Source organism: Aeromicrobium sp. 50.2.37, assembly GCF_024655735.1.
Classification (GTDB): Bacteria; Actinomycetota; Actinomycetes; order Propionibacteriales; family Nocardioidaceae; genus Aeromicrobium.
In genome coordinates this window covers 1-15667 of record NZ_JANLGG010000039.1, presented here as the reverse complement: position 1 = coordinate 15667, position 15667 = coordinate 1, and the positions used below count along the sequence as shown (strand labels likewise).

The following is a 15667-nucleotide window of genomic DNA, read 5'->3' as shown; positions in this document are numbered from 1 at the left end:
GAAACCCCGGCCCCCCTCCTCTCGTTGGCCTGGGCAGGGGACAGGAAGGCAGAGCACATGCGGACCAGGGGGGTTCAGCGCATCGCTGCGGCGCTGCGGCGGCTCGCGCTCGTGAGCGTGGCGGCCGCTGTGCTCACGCTCGTGTCGCTGCAGGCGTTCGACCGCGGCTACGGGGTCACGGACGAGGACGTCTGCGACGTCGCGGGCTGTCCTGCCATGGCGCCGGCGCTCGCCGAGCTGGTCGAGTCCCAGCAGGCTCTCGGGATGCACTGCACCAGCACGCCGCGACTGAGCGACGTGGTGGCCGTCGACGACGGGCGCGGCGGCGCGACCCTCAGCTCGCTCGCCGACGTCGTCGCCACGGGCGTGGGCATGACGCATCGCACGGCCGTCTACTGCCGTTGAGCGGTAACCCCGCCCCCGCCCGCTCGTTGAGGTGGTCGTGACGGTGACCCGGCCGTCACCTCGGGGGCCGACGGATCCGGAGCCCCCGTGTCGACGATGCACACCGCCCAGCAGGCGAGTCGGGTCGTGCGCATCGCGGCGTTGTCGTTCGCGCTCTCGTTCCTGCCGGCGCTGGCGGTCGTCCAGCAGCTGGTGGACCCGCCGGCGGCCACGGAGGACGTCAGGCAGGTGATGCGCTGCGGCGCCGCTCCCTGTGACCGGGAGATGTCCTCCGCGGCCACCGCGCTCGTCGATCGGCTCACCGGGCAGGGACTCGTGTGCGGCTCGGCGCCCCGGCTGACCGACGTCGTCGTGGTGGAGTGGATGACGGGGGAGGCGGAGGTCGTCGTGTTCGATCGTGCGCTGGAGGTCGCTGCCCATCGGGTGGGCTGGCTGCGCTCCTACTGCGTCGAGGACGTCGCCGGACGATAAGGTCACCGGGGTGTCCAGACGACGGCCGCCCCGACGACCTCGGTCGGCGCCACCAGCGGCCGGCCCGCCCCCGGTCGAGCCGAAGGCCGACGGCGGCTGGCACGTCCGACGCCTGACGGGAACCGGCACGACCGGCAGCTACACGTGCCCCGACTGCCACCGTCCGATCCCGCCCGGAACCCCCCACGTGGTGGTCTGGCCCGTCGAGAAGCCGCTGCTCAGTGCGGCGGCCGTGGACGAGCGCCGGCACTGGCACACCGCCTGCTGGCGCCGCAAGCCCTGAGCTGCGCGCGCCCGGGCAGGCCCTGCCGTCCCCGGATGGGTCGGGAGCGGCGAGGATCGTCGTTCAGCGGGCCGGAGGGGCCTCGACGGTGTCGTCCGTGTCGTCGGCCGCTTCGTCCGAACCGTCCTGCGGGGCCGGCTCGTCGGACCGGTCCTGCGGGACCGACGCGGACGCCGTGCTCCCACCCGTGTCGCCCGCGAAGGACGCGACGATGTCGCGGAGCTGACCCATCTGCGCCAGGATCCCCTCGCGTCGACGCTGCAGGTCCTCGACCTCGGTGCGCAGGGAGCGGGTCTCGCGCTCCACGTCGGTGGTCGCGGAGGCGCGCAGGTGGTCCGCCTCGGCCTTGGCGTTCGCGACGAGGGCCTCGGCCTCCTTGCGGGCGTTGTCGACGATCGACGAGGCCTCCGTGCTGGCGGACTCGCGCGCCGCGTTGGCCTTGTTCATGAGGCCTCGGGCGCGCTCGTCGGCGGCCGCGGCACGCGTCTCGGCGTCCGTGACCAGCTTGGACGTCTGCTCGGTCGCGGCAGCGTGGTTCTCGGCGGCCTCGCGAGCGAGACGCTCCTTCTCGACCGCCAGCACGCGACGGGCCTCGGTGACCTCGCGGTCAGCCGCCGCGCGGGCCTGCTCGACCTCACGGGTGGCGCCGAGACGCATGTTCTGGGCGTCCTGCTCGGCCGCGAGACGGATCTGCGCCGCCTCGCGGTCGGCCTGGGCGCGCACGTCGTCGGCGTGCGCGGCGGCGTCGGCACGACCGGCCTCGGCCTCGGTGAGCAGCTCGCGCCGCTTCTCCTCGAGCTCGCTGACCGCACGCGTGCGCAGGTCCTCGGCCTCCTTGGCCGCAGCGGTGCGGACGAGGGCAGCCTCCTCCTCGGCGACCTTCAGCACCTCGTCGGCCTCGCGGCGGGCACGCGAGCGCACCTCGTCGGCCTCCTGCTCGGCCAGCTGCAGCAGCTGGGCGGCGTGACCTCCGAGGCCGGAGTACGTGGGCCGGTCGATGGCCTCGACCCGCTCGCGCAGCTGCTCGACGAGGTCGTGCAGCTCGTCGTTCTCCTCCTGCAGCGACTGGACCGCGCCAGCGGCCTTCTGCAGCTCGGCGGACTGGGTGCGGGCCCAGGCGTCGACCGCGTCGCTGTCGTAGCCGCCTCGTCGGGCCAAGGGGAACGAGACCTCGGCGGACTTGCGTGCCGCGTCGAAGATGGACAATCCGGACTGCTCCTCGGACATGCCGCAGTACTCCCTCTGGCTGGATCGACTGGTGCGCGGGCGTGCATCGGACGAGACACGTCGACGTCGCTCGCGGTGAGTCCCACCATACCCAGGTGGGCCGACGCCCCCGTGCTGCCGCGACCGCGTGCCGGACGGTCGTCCGGTGGACCACGCCCCACGCGGCGCCGACACCCCGCGAGGAACGGGCACGCCGCGCGGAGCCAGACGTGCCGAGGGCCCGGACGGATCGTCCGGGCCCTCGGTCGAGCGGTGGTGCTGGTCGGTCCTGCGTCAGATGCCGCGGAACCGGTTGATGGCGTCGAGGTGCTGGGCGCGGAACTCCGCGTCGCGCACGCCCAGGCCCTCCTCGGGGGCGAGGGTGAGCACGCCGACCTTGCCCTGGTGGAGGTTGTGGTGGACGTCGAGCGAGGCCTGGCCCACGTCCTCGAGCGTGTACGTGCGCGAGACGGTGGGATGGATCTTGCCCTGGGCGATGAGGCGGTTGGCCTCGTACGCCTCGCGGTAGTTGGCGAAGTGGCTCGAGACGATGCGCTTGAGGTTCATCCACAGGTAGCGGTTGTCGTACTCGTGCATGAAGCCCGTGGTGGAGGCGCAGGTGGTGATCGTGCCACCCTTGCGGGTGACGTAGACCGAGGCGCCGAAGGTCTCGCGCCCCGGGTGCTCGAAGACGATGTCGATGTCCTCGCCGCCGGTGAGCTCACGGATCTTCTTGCCGAGGCGCTGCCACTCCTTCGGGTTCTGCTTCGTGCCGTCCTCGTTCCAGAACTTCCAGTTCTCCTCGGAACGGTTGATGACGTGCTCGGCGCCCATGCTGCGGACGATCTTGGCCTTCTCCTCGTTGGAGACGACGCAGATCGGGTTGGCGCCACCGTTGAGCGCGTACTGCGTGGCGAAGCCGCCCAGGCCGCCGGAGGCGCCCCAGATCAGGACGTTGTCGCCCTGCTTCATGTTGCCGCCGTTCTTGGACACCAGCTGGCGGTAGGCGGTGGCGTTGACGAGGCCGGGGGAGGCTGCCTCCTCCCACGTCAGGTGGTCGGGCTTCGGGAGCAGCTGGTTGGACTTCACCAGGGCGATGTGCGCCAGGCCGCCGAAGTTCGTCTCGAAGCCCCAGATGCGCTGCTGGGGATCCATCATCGTGTCGTCGTGGCCCGCGGGGTCCTCGAGCTCGACGGAGAGGCAGTGGGCGACGACCTCGGCGCCCGGCTTCCACTGGGTGACGCCGGGGCCGGTGCGCAGCACGACGCCGGCGAGGTCGGAGCCGACCACGTGGTACGGCAGGTCGTGACGCTTGGTCAGCGGCGACAGCTTGCCGTAGCGCTCGAGGAAGCCGAACGTCGAGACGGGCTCGAAGATCGACGTCCAGACCGTGTTGTAGTTGATGGCGCTCGCCATGACGGCCACCAGGGCCTCGCCCGGTCCCAGCTCGGGGAGCGCGACGTCCTCGACGTGGATCGACTTGCGCGGGTCCTTGTCGCGGCTGGCGACGCCCTCGAACATGTCCACCTCGTCCTTGTGGACGGTGGCGGCTCGGTAGTGGTCGGGGATGTCCAGGTTGGCGAAGTCCTCGCTCGCCGTGTCTCCGGCGAGGATCGCATCGAGGATGTGCTGCACGGGGCCTCCAAGGTGGGGTGTTCCGGCGCTCGGTCCGGCGCGGGGTCGGGGTTTCGGCGATGTTACCGATCCGTAGCGTTCTACGTCCCGGCTCGGGAGTGTGGGTCGGGTCACGCCCCGAGGGGCGCGATCGCGCTCAGTGCGACGTGGAGGACGGCTCGACCAGCTCGACGAGCACGCCGCCGGCGTCCTTGGGGTGCACGAAGTTCACCCGGCTGTCGGACGTGCCGCGCTTCGGCTGGTCGTAGAGCAGTCGCACGCCACGCTCGCGCAGGATCGCCGACACCGCGTCGATGTCGCTCACGCGGTAGGCGAGCTGCTGGATGCCCTGGCCGTTGCGGTCCAGGAACTTCGCGATGGTCGAGCTGTCGTTGAGCGGGGCCAGCAGCTGGATGCAGGAGCCGGAGTCGCCGACGGCGAGCATCGCCTCCCGGACACCCTGCTCCTCGTTGACCTCCTCGTGCACGGACCGGAGCCCGAAGACGGAGGAGTAGAAGGCGAGGGCGTCGTCGAGGTCGGGCACGGCGATGCCGACGTGGTCGATGGCGACGAGCAGGTGCTCGGGGACGGTGGCGTCCGCGGGCGAGCCCGGGGAGGCGGTCGAGGAGGTCATGAGTCGCAGGGTAGAGCAGGGCGCCGGTGGGTGCCCGTGACGTGACCCACACCGCATCCCCGGGGAAGTGACTCGCGAGTACAGTGACGGGCACCCCACCACCTGTGTCCATGCAAGGGAGCAACCCCATGACCCAGTCCGTGATCGTCGCCGGCGCCCGCACGCCGATCGGCCGTCTGCTCGGCGGCCTCAAGACGCTGTCCGGATCCGACCTCGGTGGCCTCGCCATCAAGGGCGCGCTCGAGAAGGCCGGTGTCTCCGGCGACCAGGTCGACTACGTGATCATGGGCCAGGTCCTCGGCGCCGGAGCCGGCCAGGTCCCCGCGCGACAGGCTGCCTTCAAGGGCGGCATCCCGCTCGACGTGCCGGCCCTCACGATCAACAAGGTCTGCCTGTCGGGCATCAACGCCATCGCCCTCGCCGACCAGCTGATCCGCGCCGGCGAGTACGACGTGGTCGTGGCCGGCGGTCAGGAGTCGATGACCCAGGCGCCGCACCTGCTCACCGGCTCCCGCGAGGGCACCAAGTACGGCAAGGCCACGATGCTCGACCACATGGAGTATGACGGTCTGTGGGACGCGCTGACCGACCAGGCGATGGGCTCGCTCACCGAGCAGCGCAACGCCGACGTCGACGCACTGACGCGCGAAGAGCAGGACGCGTTCGGCGCCCGCTCGCACCAGCTCGCTGCCGCGGCGCAGAAGAACGGTGTCTTCGACGAGGAGATCGTCCCCGTCGAGATCCCGCAGCGCAAGGGCGACCCGGTCGTCGTCTCGGCCGACGAGGGCGTCCGCGGCGACACGACCGCCGAGTCCCTCGGTCGCCTGCGTCCCGCCTTCGACAAGGAGGGCACCATCACCGCCGGCACTGCCAGCCAGATCTCCGACGGCGCCGCCGCCGTGGTGGTCATGAGCAAGGCCAAGGCCGAGGAGCTCGGACTCACCTGGATCGCCGAGATCGGCGCGCACGGCAACGTGTCCGGCCCGGACTCCACGCTGCAGGAGCAGCCGGCCAACGCCATCGAGAAGGCGCTCGCGAAGCAGGGCAGGACCGCCGCCGACCTCGACCTGGTCGAGCTCAACGAGGCCTTCGCCGCGGTGGGCATCCAGTCGGCCCGCAAGCTCGGCATCTCCGAGGACATCGTCAACGTCAACGGCGGTGCGATCGCCCTCGGGCACCCGATCGGGATGAGCGGCGCGCGCATCGTGCTGCACCTCGCGCTCGAGCTCAAGCGACGTGGCGGTGGGCTCGGCGCTGCCGCGCTGTGTGGCGGCGGCGGTCAGGGCGACGCCCTGCTCATCACCGTGCCGTCCGCCTGACGTTCACCCACCAGCGCAACCGACCGCCCGTGCCTGCCCCCACTCCCGACGTCGCCGACCTCGTCGCGCGACTCCAGGAGGGGCAGCCGCGGGCGGTCGCGCGTCTGATCTCGCTCGTGGAGGACGAGTCGCCCGCGCTGCGCGAGGTCAGTGCGGCGCTCGCCCCGCTCGTGGGCCGTGCCCACGTGGTGGGCCTGACCGGGTCGCCCGGTGTGGGCAAGTCGACGTCGACGGCCGCCCTGGTCGGGGCTCTGCGTGCCCAGGGCAAGCGCGTGGGTGTGCTCGCGGTCGACCCGACGTCCCCGTTCTCCGGTGGGGCGTTGCTCGGGGACCGCATCCGGATGGGCGAGCACGCCACCGACAGCGGCGTCTACATCCGCTCCATGGCCAGCCGCGGCCACCTCGGCGGTCTGTCGTGGGCGGCGCCGCACGCGTTGCGTGTGCTCGACGCGGCCGGCTGCGACGTCGTGCTGGTCGAGACCGTGGGGGTCGGGCAGTCGGAGGTGGAGGTCTCCGGGCTCGCCGACACCACCCTGGTGCTGCTCGCCCCCGGCATGGGCGACGGCATCCAGGCGGCCAAGGCCGGTATCCTGGAGGTCGGCGACATCTTCGTGGTCAACAAGGCGGACCGTGACGGTGCGCAGTCCACCCGGCGCGAGCTGCGCTCGGTCATCGCGATGTCCGAGCGTCCCGAGGGTGCCTGGAAGCCACCCATCACCCTGACGGTGGCCTCGCGGGGTGAAGGCATCGACGAGGTCGTGGCCGAGATCGAGCGGCACCGCGAGCACCAGGAGTCCTCCGGCGGGCTGCGCCGACGTCGACTCGCCCGCACGCGCCGGGAGATCGAGGCCGTCGCCCTGCACGAGCTGCGCGAGCGGTTCGGGCACGTCGGCGCCGACGAGCGTCTCGACGACCTCGCGGCGACCGTGCTGGCCGGCGACCAGGACCCGTTCGCCGCGGCGGACGTGCTGCTCGACGTCGTCCGCTGAGGCGTGCCGACAGTCGCAGCGATCGCACGGGCGCGCCTGCCGCTGCCGGGCGGTCGAGTGCGGTAGGAATGTTCGCGTGCTGAAGAAGCTCCTGGTGCTCCTCGTCGCCGCGTTCGTGGTCTACTACCTGCTGACCGCGCCCGCCGGTGCGGCCGATGCTGTCTCCGGCGCGGTCGAGGCCGTCATGAACGCCTTCGGCCAGGTCTTCATCTTCTTCAACGAGCTGACCCGGTAGGCACCGTGCTGGCCGCCCTGCTGGCGCGACTTCCCGAGCAGGACGTCGAGGGGCACCTGCTGCTCGACGAGGGCGAGCACGTGATCGACCTCGTCCGCAAGCACCCGGTCGTCTACCTGCGTCCCGCCGCCGAGGCCGTGGGTGCCGTGCTCCTGTGGGTGCTGGCCGTCGTCGGTCCCATCCAGGTCGGGTGGCTGTTCATCCTGCTCGGCGTCGGGGTGCTGCTGCACGCCGGCTACCTGGTGCTCCAGGAGCATCGCGACGTCTTCGTCATCACCAACATGCGGGTCTTCCGCGCCTCGGGCGTGTTCTCGGTGCGCATCGCCACCATGCCCATCACCCGCATCCTCGACATCACCGTCGAGAAGCCGTTCGTCGGTCGGGTGCTCGGCTACGGGCACTTCGTCTTCGAGTCGGCCGCCCAGGCCCAGGGCCTGCGCGACATCCGCTACATCGGCGATCCCGACGCCCGCGACCTGACGATCCAGCGGGTCGTCCAGCGGTCCGGGCTGCGCGGCCCGCGCACGGCCTTCGAGCGGCAGGCGCAGGACGGCCGCTGAGGGCCGGGCCCGAGGCGTCGGGACGTGGGGGGCGTGAGGACGCTGGCCCTCCTTCCTAGGATGTGTGCATGACCTTCTCGCGTCCCGGTGCCATCGACCTGTCCGCCCTGGCGTCACCCCCGCCGTCCCCGGCCGCAGGGCCGTCGGGTGCCGCAGGGACGTATGCGGTCGACGTGACCGAGCAGAACTTCCAGACCGTGGCGCTCGAGGCCTCGATGCAGCACGTCGTGGTCCTGGCCCTGTGGTCGCCGCGCGCCCCGCAGAGCCGCGACTTCGTCGACGTCGTCGGACGTGCCGTCGACGGCCTCGAGGGTCGCGCCCTGCTGGCCAGGGTCGACGCCGATGCCAACCCCGCCATCGCGCAGGCGCTGCAGGCCCAGGGCGTCCCGCTGGTCGTGGGTCTCGTCAAGGGCCAGCCCGTCCCGCTCTTCCAGGGTGCGGTCGAGGAGGCCGAGGTGCGCCAGTACCTCGACCAGCTGGTCGCCGTCGCGGTCCAGAACGGGCTGTCCGGACGGGTCGCCGCGCCGGACGCGGCGGAGGACGTCGAGGCCGAGCCCGCCGAGGACCCGCGCTTCGCCGCGGCCGACGCCGCCTTCGCAGCAGGCGACACCGCCACGGCCATCGCCGAGTACGAGCGGCTCAAGGCGCAGCACCCCGGGGACGCCGAGGTGGCCGAGCGGCTGGCCGGGGTCAAGCTCTTCGACCGGACGAAGGACGCCGACCTCCAGGCGGCTCGCGCTGCCGCGGCCGACCGGCCCGACGACCTCGACGCGCAGCTGCTGGTGGCCGACCTCGACGTCAGCGGTGGGCACGTCGAGGACGCGTTCGCCCGTCTGGTCGCACTCGTGCGGCAGGTGCACGGCGACGACCGCGACCGCGTCCGCGAGCGACTGCTCGAGCTGTTCGTGGTGGTCGGATCGAACGACCCGCGGGTGGCCGACGCGCGACGCGCCCTCGCGTCCGCCCTCTTCTGACGGTGCGGACGCACCCGGAGGGTTAGGGTGCGGCGACGGCGGCGACAGGCGTGGCCGCAGCGAGGAGACCGACGATGGGCGGACGGCTGGCCTGGCCGGCGCTCGTCGTGGGTGTGCTCCTGTCCGTCGCCGGCCTCGCGGTCGTCGTGGTGCTCGGTCCGGACAGCCGGTTCACGACCGGCCCGCACGAGGTCGACACCGATGCCGCCGCCGTGGTGACCGCCCCCGGCGTCGTCTCCTACCGCGGGCTCCAGGTCGACGTGCTGGTCGAGGTGCCGGTGAACAAGCCGGTGTTCGTCGGCCTCGGCAACACCGTGGACGTGCAGGACTACGTGAGTCGGACGCAGCGGCTCGAGGTGACGTCGTTCCGGGTGCCGTGGACGGTCCGCACGCGGGAGGTCGAGGGAGGCCCGGCGCTGCCCGGTGCACCCACGGCCCTCGACTGGTGGATCGCGGAGTCGGCGGGTCTCGGTGGGGCGTCGATCAGTGCGAGCCTGCCCGACGAGTCCGTGTCGGTGGCGGTGCTCGCGGTGGGTGCCTCGGACCTCTCCGGACTCACCGTCACGTTCGCCTACGGCGTGCGGGGCGGCTTCGGGCTGGGCCTCGGTGCGGTGCTCGTCGGCGCCGGACTCGTGTGGGTGGGCCTGCTGCTGCGGCGCGACACCGCCCTCGTTCCCGCACGCGTCGCAGCACCCGGTGCCTCGGGTGAGGTCGAGGAGGTCGAGGAGGTGGTCTACGTCTTCGTCGACGAACGAGGTGTGGAGCACGAGATCTCCGAGGAGGAGGCAGAACGTCTCCAGGCCCGCCTGGACCTCGCCGAGCAGGCGGAGGCGCCCGACCCGGCGCCCTCGGAGGCCGCCGGGCCCGGCTCCGCGGTGGAGCGACCGGTCGAGCCCGCGTCGGGCGAGCAGACACCCCCGGCTCGGGCGACCCCGCCGGCCGACCCGCCCGCACCGGCACCGGTCCAGGACGTCGTCTACGTGTTCGTCGACGAGGACGGCGTGGAGCACGAGGTCTCGGCCGACGAGCTGGACGACTACGAGGTCGTCGACGAGGAGGACGAGCGATGAAGCGGTCCTCACGGCTCCTGGTGGCGCTGCTGTGTGCGCTGCTCGTCCTCGCAGCCTGTGGTCTCCCGCGCGAGCGCGGCGACGCGCGCCCGTCCACGGTCCCGGTCGACGCGGCGGAGGTCGACGCCGTGCTGGCCCGCTACGAGAAGGTGCGCGACACCGCGGCCGAGCTGCTCGACCCCAAGCCGCTGTCGACCGTGGAGAGCGGTGCCGTGCTGGCGATCGACACCGGGACCTTCGAGGTGGCGCAGCGCCTGGCGCGAGCCGTGGGTGGCGACTCCGCCTCCGACGACGTCGTGCGCCTGGCCACGCCCCGGTTCACGGCCTACCCCCTGTGGTTCATGGTGGAGGTGCAGGACCGCGCGGCCGAGGTCAACCGGGTGCAGATCTTCGAGCGCGCCTCGGCCGTGGACCCCTGGTTCCTGGTCGCCAGCCCGGAGACGCTGCTCACCACGCAGCTGCCCGACCTGCGCGAGCGCGACGGGGTCCAGCTCGTGGTGCCGCCGGACAGCGCCACCGGCATGTCGATGTCGCCCCAGGACGCAGCCGACCGCTACGCCGCGGTGCTCGCGGACCCGGCCTCACCGGCGGCCTCGTCGCTCGAGAAGGACGACTTCATCGAGCAGATGCGTGCGGCAGCCGAGCGCAACGCCTCGCTCGAGGACGTGTCGTTCACGCAGACGTGGTCCGCGCAGGAGGTGCGGCACGTCCTGCGGACCGCCGACGGGGGTGCGCTCGTGTTCGCGACCCTCGAGCGCGTCGACTCCTACGAGGTGGGGGAGGGCGTCCGGGTCACGTGGCCGGACGACTCGCCGCAGAAGGCCCTGCTGGAGTCGGGCCTGTCCTCGTCGGGCAGCCTGCGCTACCTGCACCAGGTGCTCGTCTCGATCCCCGGCGGGTCGGGCAAGCCGAGGATCATCGGGCAGTACGGCGGCGTCGTCGAGGCCGAGGGGCCCTGACGGGTCGTCAGACGGCAGGCGGCTCGGGAGCCAGCGGCGCCTCGCGGTAGGTCGCGAGATCGTCGCCGGCCACCGCGTCGAGCAGCTCGATCGCGGCCGCGGTCGCCTTGTCGTGCACCGTCTCGGTGTCGCACCAGTGCACGGACACGATCTCGGTGGGCTGCAGCACCATGTCGTTCACGTACGACGTGTCGACCACGCCGAGGTCGAACAGGAAGATGCAGGCGTCGTCCCACCCGCGCCAGGCGGGCAGCCAGTTGACGGTCAGCAGGTCGCGCACCTGCACCGTGAGCCCCAGCTCCTCCTCGAGCTCGCGCACGAGGCCGTCGGCGGGGGACTCGCCGACCTCGACGACCCCACCCGGCAGGTCCCACTCCTGCTTGTAGGTCAGTCGACACAGCAGCACGCGCCCCTGGGGGTCGCGCAGCAGGCCCTGGGAGATGACCCGCTTGGTGGGCAGGCCCGCGTTGAGCAGGGCGATGAACCCGTCGCGGCTCGTGGCCGGAGGGTCGTCGTGCAGCCGGGCGAGCAGCGCACGGTCGGGGGCGTCACCGGCTCCCCGGGCGATGCCCTCGCGGCGCATGCCGCTGATCGACGCCGCTCGTACGTCCTCGGTCCGGTCCACGGGGACCCTGGCCTCCACCCGCAGGAGCCCCCGCTCCCCGAAGGCGTGCTCGAGCACGAGCCGCAGGGCGCGGACCGCGAGACCGAGCGCACCGTCACCGGTGCCGGTGTTCCAGCGGACCGAACCCACCGCGCGGCCCTCGTCGAGCAGCGCGATCGTGCCGAGCCGGTCTCCGTCGATGGTCAGGGCCCAGCCCTGGAGTCCGTCGGACCCGCTCGTGGGCTCGAGGACGAGGTCGTCGTCGCGCAGGATGGTGCTCACGCCGCCACCGTACGCGGAGCCTGCGCGGCCGTCATCGCTGACGTCGGCCGTCGTGGGCGAGCGTCACCGCCGGCCCGTGAGCACCCGGACGGGGTGCTCGGGGTCCAGCAGGATCGACTCCGCGGCGTGCCAGGAGCCGTCCAGCTCGTCCTGCAGCCGGCCGTCGCTCCCGGTGAGCGTGGTCTGCACGCCCACGGTCTTGGCGAAGGCCGGGAAGAGGTCGATCACCACGAGCACCTCGTCGTCCGCGCAGGTCCTGCTGAAGGCCAGCACCCCGGCGTGGTGCACCGGTCGCAGCTCGAGCCCACGGCGCGACCGCAGGGCGGGGTGGGACCGGCGCAGCTCGTTGAGGCGGGTGAGGAACGCGGCGACCGTCTCGTCGGCGGGGTCGTCGGTGGGGGAGAAGGTGCTGCTGACTCCCCAGGCGGGTCCGCCGAGAGCGGCGACGGCGGCCCAGGCCTGGAAGGTGGCCGCGGACCCTCCGGTGAGGGCGGCCGAGCGCCGGTGGCGCGTGGACGCCAGCAGCTGCGGTCGGGTCACCGAGCCGCGGCCGATCCCGGTGAGGACCTCCTCGACGTCGTGGACTCCGAGGGCGCGGTGCAGCGGCGGAGTGGTCTGGTGGAACCCGACGAGAGACAGCGCGTGCGCCTGCGCGGGCGACGGGTCGCCCTCGGCCACCAGCACCACGTCGGGGGCCGCCACCCGGACGTCGTGGAGCAGCTGCTCCCACAGCGCCAGCGGCCAGCGGTGCGCGTCCTGCACCACGAAGGCGCTGATGCCTCGGCCGATCCAGGTGGTCACCACGTCCAGGACCGCGGCGTAGGTGGCGCCGGTGTCCCCGTCGTGGTCGAGCCGCCAGGTGTCGTCCCCGGCGGGGACGAACCAGCGCGGGTGCTGCGCGAGCCACGGGTGGGACGACGAGATGGTCCAGGCGAGCTCGAGGGCGACCTCGAGGCCGACGCGGTGTGCCTGCTCGACGACCTCCAGGACGTCGTCGACGGTGCCGAGGCGAGGGTCCACCGTCGTGTGCTCCCCGGTCGCCGGTCCGGGATTCCAGGGGTTCGCGGACGCGGAGGGGTGTAGTGGAGGGAGTCGGACGACGTCGAAGCCCAGCGCTGCCACCCGTGCGAGCCCCTCCGCGACGGTGGCCAGGTCGGTCGTCGTGGCGGGGGACAGCTCGTACCAGGCGCCGACGAGAGCCCGCTCCGGGTCGACGCGCAGCGGCAGCGGATCGGTGCTGTCGACGTGCAGCCGACCGATCTCGTCGGGCAGGGACGCGACGTAGGCGAGCGCCTCGGCCAGCCGCTCGTGGGCGGGGGTGGCGTCGTCGAGGAGGTCCTCGGCCACCTGGAGCGCGGCGGGATCGCGGTCACCGATGCCGAGCACGAGTGCGCTGCCGTGGGCGAGGACGTTCTCGGCATCGGCACCGTCGTCGACGTCGGAGACGACGCGAGCCGCCCAGCTGCGCAGCGGCTCCTGCCAGCTCTCGACGTGGTAGGTCCAGTCCCCGACGGCATCGGTGGTGACGGTCGCCGACCACAGGTGGTCGCCGAGGTGGCTCAGGGGGACGGGGTCGCGCGTCTTTCCCTCGGGGTCGACGAGGACCACGGCGGCGCCGACCTCGAGGTCGTCGGGCAGCACGATCGCCTCGATGCGCAGCGGCTCCCCGGGCACGACCTTGGCCGGGAACCGGCCGCGATCCAGGCACGGACGGACCTCCAGCACCGGAACCCGAGCGACCATGGACCCACGCTAGTGCGTGCGTGCGGCTTTCGCGTGTGTTCCCCCGATGCCGCCCCGGCGCGCGACGGCTCCTATGCTCGCGGCCACGGACCAGCGGCCCCTTCCCGGGTGGTCGCCCGACGGAAGGAAGCAGCGTGACGCAGCTCGTCCAGCTCGACGTGACCGACGGGGTCGGCGTGATCCGACTCGACCGTCCGCCCATGAACGCCCTCGACGCCCAGCTGCAGCGCGAGCTGGTGGAGGTGGCCCGTGAGGCCGACACTCGCGACGACGTGGCCGCGGTGGTGCTGCACGGAGGTCCCAAGGTGTTCGCCGCGGGCGCCGACGTCAAGGAGATGGCGGCGATGAGCTACCAGGAGATGGTCGCCCACGGCCACCTGCTGCAGGAGTTCACGCGGGCCGTGGCGAGCATCGGCAAGCCGACCGTCTCGGTCGTCACGGGATTCGCGCTCGGGGGAGGCTGCGAGCTCGCCCTCTCCACGGACCTGCGGTTCGCTGCTGAGAACGCCAAGCTCGGCCAGCCCGAGATCCTGCTCGGCATCATTCCCGGGGCGGGTGGGACGCAGCGGCTGGCGCGCCTCGTCGGACCCTCGATCGCGAAGGACCTCGTCTACACCGGGCGGTTCGTGGGTGCGGAGGAGGCCTTGCGCATCGGCCTGGTCGACCGGGTCCTCCCGGCCGACGAGGTGCTCGAGGCCGCCCTCGCGTGGGCCCGCGGCTTCGTCGGAGGCCCGGCGCTGGCGCTGCGGGCGGCCAAGAGCGCGATCGACCGCGGCCTGGAGACGGACCTGCAGACGGGCCTGGAGATCGAGCGGATCGAGTTCACCGGTCTCTTCGCCACCGACGACCGGAGCGCCGGCATGGACTCGTTCGTCGAGAACGGTCCCGGCAAGGCCACGTTCAGCGGTTCCTGAGCCGGACGGGACGGCCTGAGGTCTCACGCCTCGACATCGCCGCGAAACGTCCGTGGCACGAGAGGCGCATGGGGCATACTGTGCTGCGACGTGCAGCCGTGTCGCCAAGAAGGGGAGTCATGACCGACTCAGGGTCGAACCAGCCACAGGATCGTCGGCGCGCCGACCCCTTGAAGGTCGCGGCGGACATGCTCGCGCAGTCCGACGGCGACGACGCCGCCGAGACGGGCGACGCGGGCGGTTCGGGGTCCGCGGACGACCGGCGACGCAAGCGGGCCGCACAGCGCGCCGCGCGTCAGGTGGCTGCCGAGAAGCGGCGCAGCGAGCGCAACGCGGCACGTGCGTTCAGCGCCTCCCGTCGCGGACGTCGCTCCGATGACGGTCCGACCGAGCCGGCGCTGCGCACGGCCGAGGAGGCTCTCGACGCCGAGCAGCCCGCCGAGCCGGCGCAGCAAGAGCCCAAGCCCACGGCTCCCGAGCCCGTCGAGGCCGCCGTCGAGACTCCCGCCGTCGAGACCGGAGCAGTCGAGACCGGGTCGGCGAGCTCCGAGCCCGAGCCCGAGAAGACCGCCGAGATCCCTCAGGTCTCCGCCGCGCCGACGGAGTCCGAGGCCCGGCCCACGGTCGCGGACGCGCTGACCGGTCGGGTCCCGAACGACGACGAGCACATCGATGCGGCGCTGCTGGACGACACGGAGGTCCCGGCCGACGAGCCCGAGGCCCCTGCCTCCGCCGCCACGCCCGAGGCCGAAGCGGTCGAGCAGCCGCAGATCAGGCGCTGGATGCCGCCCACCGCGGCGAGCCTGGCCGAGCCGGAGGCGCCCACCGCTCCTGTCGCTGACGACCGACCGGTCGAGGCCGCCGGCACGGAGGAGACCGTGACGGCGTCGCAGGCCGAGGGTGTCGCGGCCCCCGTCGCCGAGCAGGCCGCCCCCGAGCAGGCCGAGACCGAGCAGCCCGAGACCGAGCAGCCCGAGACGGCGCAGCCCGAGACGGCGCAGGCCGAGTCCGGGCCCACCCGGTCCGACGAGCCCGAGGACCCGGCGCCCGCCGAGGCTGCGACGGACGGCGCCACGAGCCCCGACGTCGAGACCGAGTCCGCTGCGGAGGCCGAGGAGAGCCAGTCCGTCGCGGCCGCGCCGCACGAGGGCGCGCAGCCCGAGAGCACGCCAGACGAGACCGTGGCCGAGCACGAGGAGCCGGTCGAGCCGCCGCAGGACTGGACCGTCGCCGCCGACGAGCCCGAGGATGCTCCGGTCGTCGAGACGGAGAGCGCCGAGGCGCCCGCCTCCGAGGACACCGCCCCCAAGGACGCCGCCCCCGAGGATCTCGAGCCGACCACCGCCGCCCCGCAGGCCGCAGCCGTGGCGAGCCCGGCTCCGCCCGCGGGTCCGAGCACGTTCGC

Annotated in this window: 17 protein-coding genes; 12 read left to right on the top strand and 5 right to left on the bottom strand. The window is 72.8% G+C overall.

Going from position 1 to position 15667, the window contains the following annotated elements:
* Window positions 1-57 precede the first annotated feature (57 nt).
* The 3 genes from NUV38_RS15960 (at window position 58) to NUV38_RS15950 (ending at window position 1159) form a co-directional block, all read left to right on the top strand.
* The gene (locus NUV38_RS15960; RefSeq protein WP_257730062.1) at window positions 58-405 is read left to right on the top strand and encodes a hypothetical protein; all 348 of its coding nucleotides are present in this window, start codon (window positions 58-60) and stop codon (window positions 403-405) included.
* A gap of 87 nt (window positions 406-492) precedes the next feature.
* The gene (locus tag NUV38_RS15955; RefSeq protein WP_257730061.1) at window positions 493-876 is read left to right on the top strand and encodes a hypothetical protein; all 384 of its coding nucleotides are present in this window, start codon (window positions 493-495) and stop codon (window positions 874-876) included.
* A 10-nt stretch (window positions 877-886) separates the two neighbouring features.
* Complete coding sequence (locus NUV38_RS15950; protein ID WP_257730060.1) at window positions 887-1159, top strand: hypothetical protein; 273 nt, start codon at window positions 887-889, stop codon at window positions 1157-1159.
* 63 nt (window positions 1160-1222) lie between these two features.
* Here the strand turns inward: NUV38_RS15950 and NUV38_RS15945 are convergent, their stop codons facing one another.
* The 3 genes from NUV38_RS15945 to mce form a co-directional block, all read right to left on the bottom strand.
* Window positions 1223-2386, bottom strand: a complete 1164-nt coding sequence (locus NUV38_RS15945; protein ID WP_257730059.1) for a DivIVA domain-containing protein — start codon at window positions 2384-2386, stop codon at window positions 1223-1225.
* 273 nt (window positions 2387-2659) lie between these two features.
* Window positions 2660-4000: a crotonyl-CoA carboxylase/reductase gene (gene ccrA / locus NUV38_RS15940; protein ID WP_257730058.1), complete on the bottom strand. Its 1341-nt coding sequence runs from the start codon at window positions 3998-4000 to the stop codon at window positions 2660-2662.
* Between the two features lie 136 nt (window positions 4001-4136).
* The gene (mce, locus tag NUV38_RS15935; protein WP_257730057.1) at window positions 4137-4613 is read right to left on the bottom strand and encodes a methylmalonyl-CoA epimerase; all 477 of its coding nucleotides are present in this window, start codon (window positions 4611-4613) and stop codon (window positions 4137-4139) included.
* Window positions 4614-4741: 128 nt separating this feature from the next.
* Here mce and NUV38_RS15930 point away from each other — a divergent pair, with 128 nt between their 5' ends.
* The 7 genes from NUV38_RS15930 (at window position 4742) to NUV38_RS15900 (ending at window position 10719) form a co-directional block, all read left to right on the top strand.
* Complete coding sequence (locus NUV38_RS15930; protein WP_257730056.1) at window positions 4742-5932, top strand: acetyl-CoA C-acetyltransferase; 1191 nt, start codon at window positions 4742-4744, stop codon at window positions 5930-5932.
* 29 nt (window positions 5933-5961) lie between these two features.
* The gene (gene meaB / locus NUV38_RS15925) at window positions 5962-6921 is read left to right on the top strand and encodes a methylmalonyl Co-A mutase-associated GTPase MeaB (RefSeq protein ID WP_257730055.1); all 960 of its coding nucleotides are present in this window, start codon (window positions 5962-5964) and stop codon (window positions 6919-6921) included.
* Between the two features lie 76 nt (window positions 6922-6997).
* Window positions 6998-7156, top strand: a complete 159-nt coding sequence (locus tag NUV38_RS15920; RefSeq protein WP_164468778.1) for a hypothetical protein — start codon at window positions 6998-7000, stop codon at window positions 7154-7156.
* 5 nt (window positions 7157-7161) lie between these two features.
* Window positions 7162-7716, top strand: coding sequence for a PH domain-containing protein (locus NUV38_RS15915; RefSeq protein WP_308219706.1), 555 nt, complete (start codon window positions 7162-7164; stop codon window positions 7714-7716).
* A gap of 68 nt (window positions 7717-7784) precedes the next feature.
* A complete protein-coding gene (locus NUV38_RS15910) occupies window positions 7785-8690 on the top strand; it encodes a tetratricopeptide repeat protein (protein WP_257730054.1) in 906 nt (301 codons plus the stop codon).
* A gap of 74 nt (window positions 8691-8764) precedes the next feature.
* Complete coding sequence (locus NUV38_RS15905; protein WP_257730053.1) at window positions 8765-9760, top strand: hypothetical protein; 996 nt, start codon at window positions 8765-8767, stop codon at window positions 9758-9760.
* A complete protein-coding gene (locus NUV38_RS15900; RefSeq protein WP_257730052.1) occupies window positions 9757-10719 on the top strand; it encodes a hypothetical protein in 963 nt (320 codons plus the stop codon). Before NUV38_RS15905 ends, NUV38_RS15900 begins: the two co-directional genes overlap by 4 nt.
* A gap of 7 nt (window positions 10720-10726) precedes the next feature.
* Here the strand turns inward: NUV38_RS15900 and NUV38_RS15895 are convergent, their stop codons facing one another.
* Window positions 10727-11605 carry an NUDIX hydrolase gene (locus tag NUV38_RS15895; protein WP_257730051.1) on the bottom strand — a complete coding sequence of 293 codons (879 nt, stop codon included), beginning with the start codon at window positions 11603-11605 and terminating at the stop codon, window positions 10727-10729.
* Window positions 11606-11668: 63 nt separating this feature from the next.
* A complete protein-coding gene (locus NUV38_RS15890; protein ID WP_257730050.1) occupies window positions 11669-13348 on the bottom strand; it encodes a maltotransferase domain-containing protein in 1680 nt (559 codons plus the stop codon).
* Between the two features lie 134 nt (window positions 13349-13482).
* Here NUV38_RS15890 and NUV38_RS15885 point away from each other — a divergent pair, with 134 nt between their 5' ends.
* Window positions 13483-14262 (top strand): enoyl-CoA hydratase/isomerase family protein, encoded by a 780-nt coding sequence (locus tag NUV38_RS15885; protein WP_257730049.1) that lies wholly within the window; start codon window positions 13483-13485, stop codon window positions 14260-14262.
* Window positions 14263-14381: 119 nt separating this feature from the next.
* Window positions 14382-15667, top strand: a 1286-nt coding sequence (locus tag NUV38_RS15880) for a hypothetical protein (RefSeq protein WP_257730048.1), incomplete at its 3' end; no start/stop codon positions are given.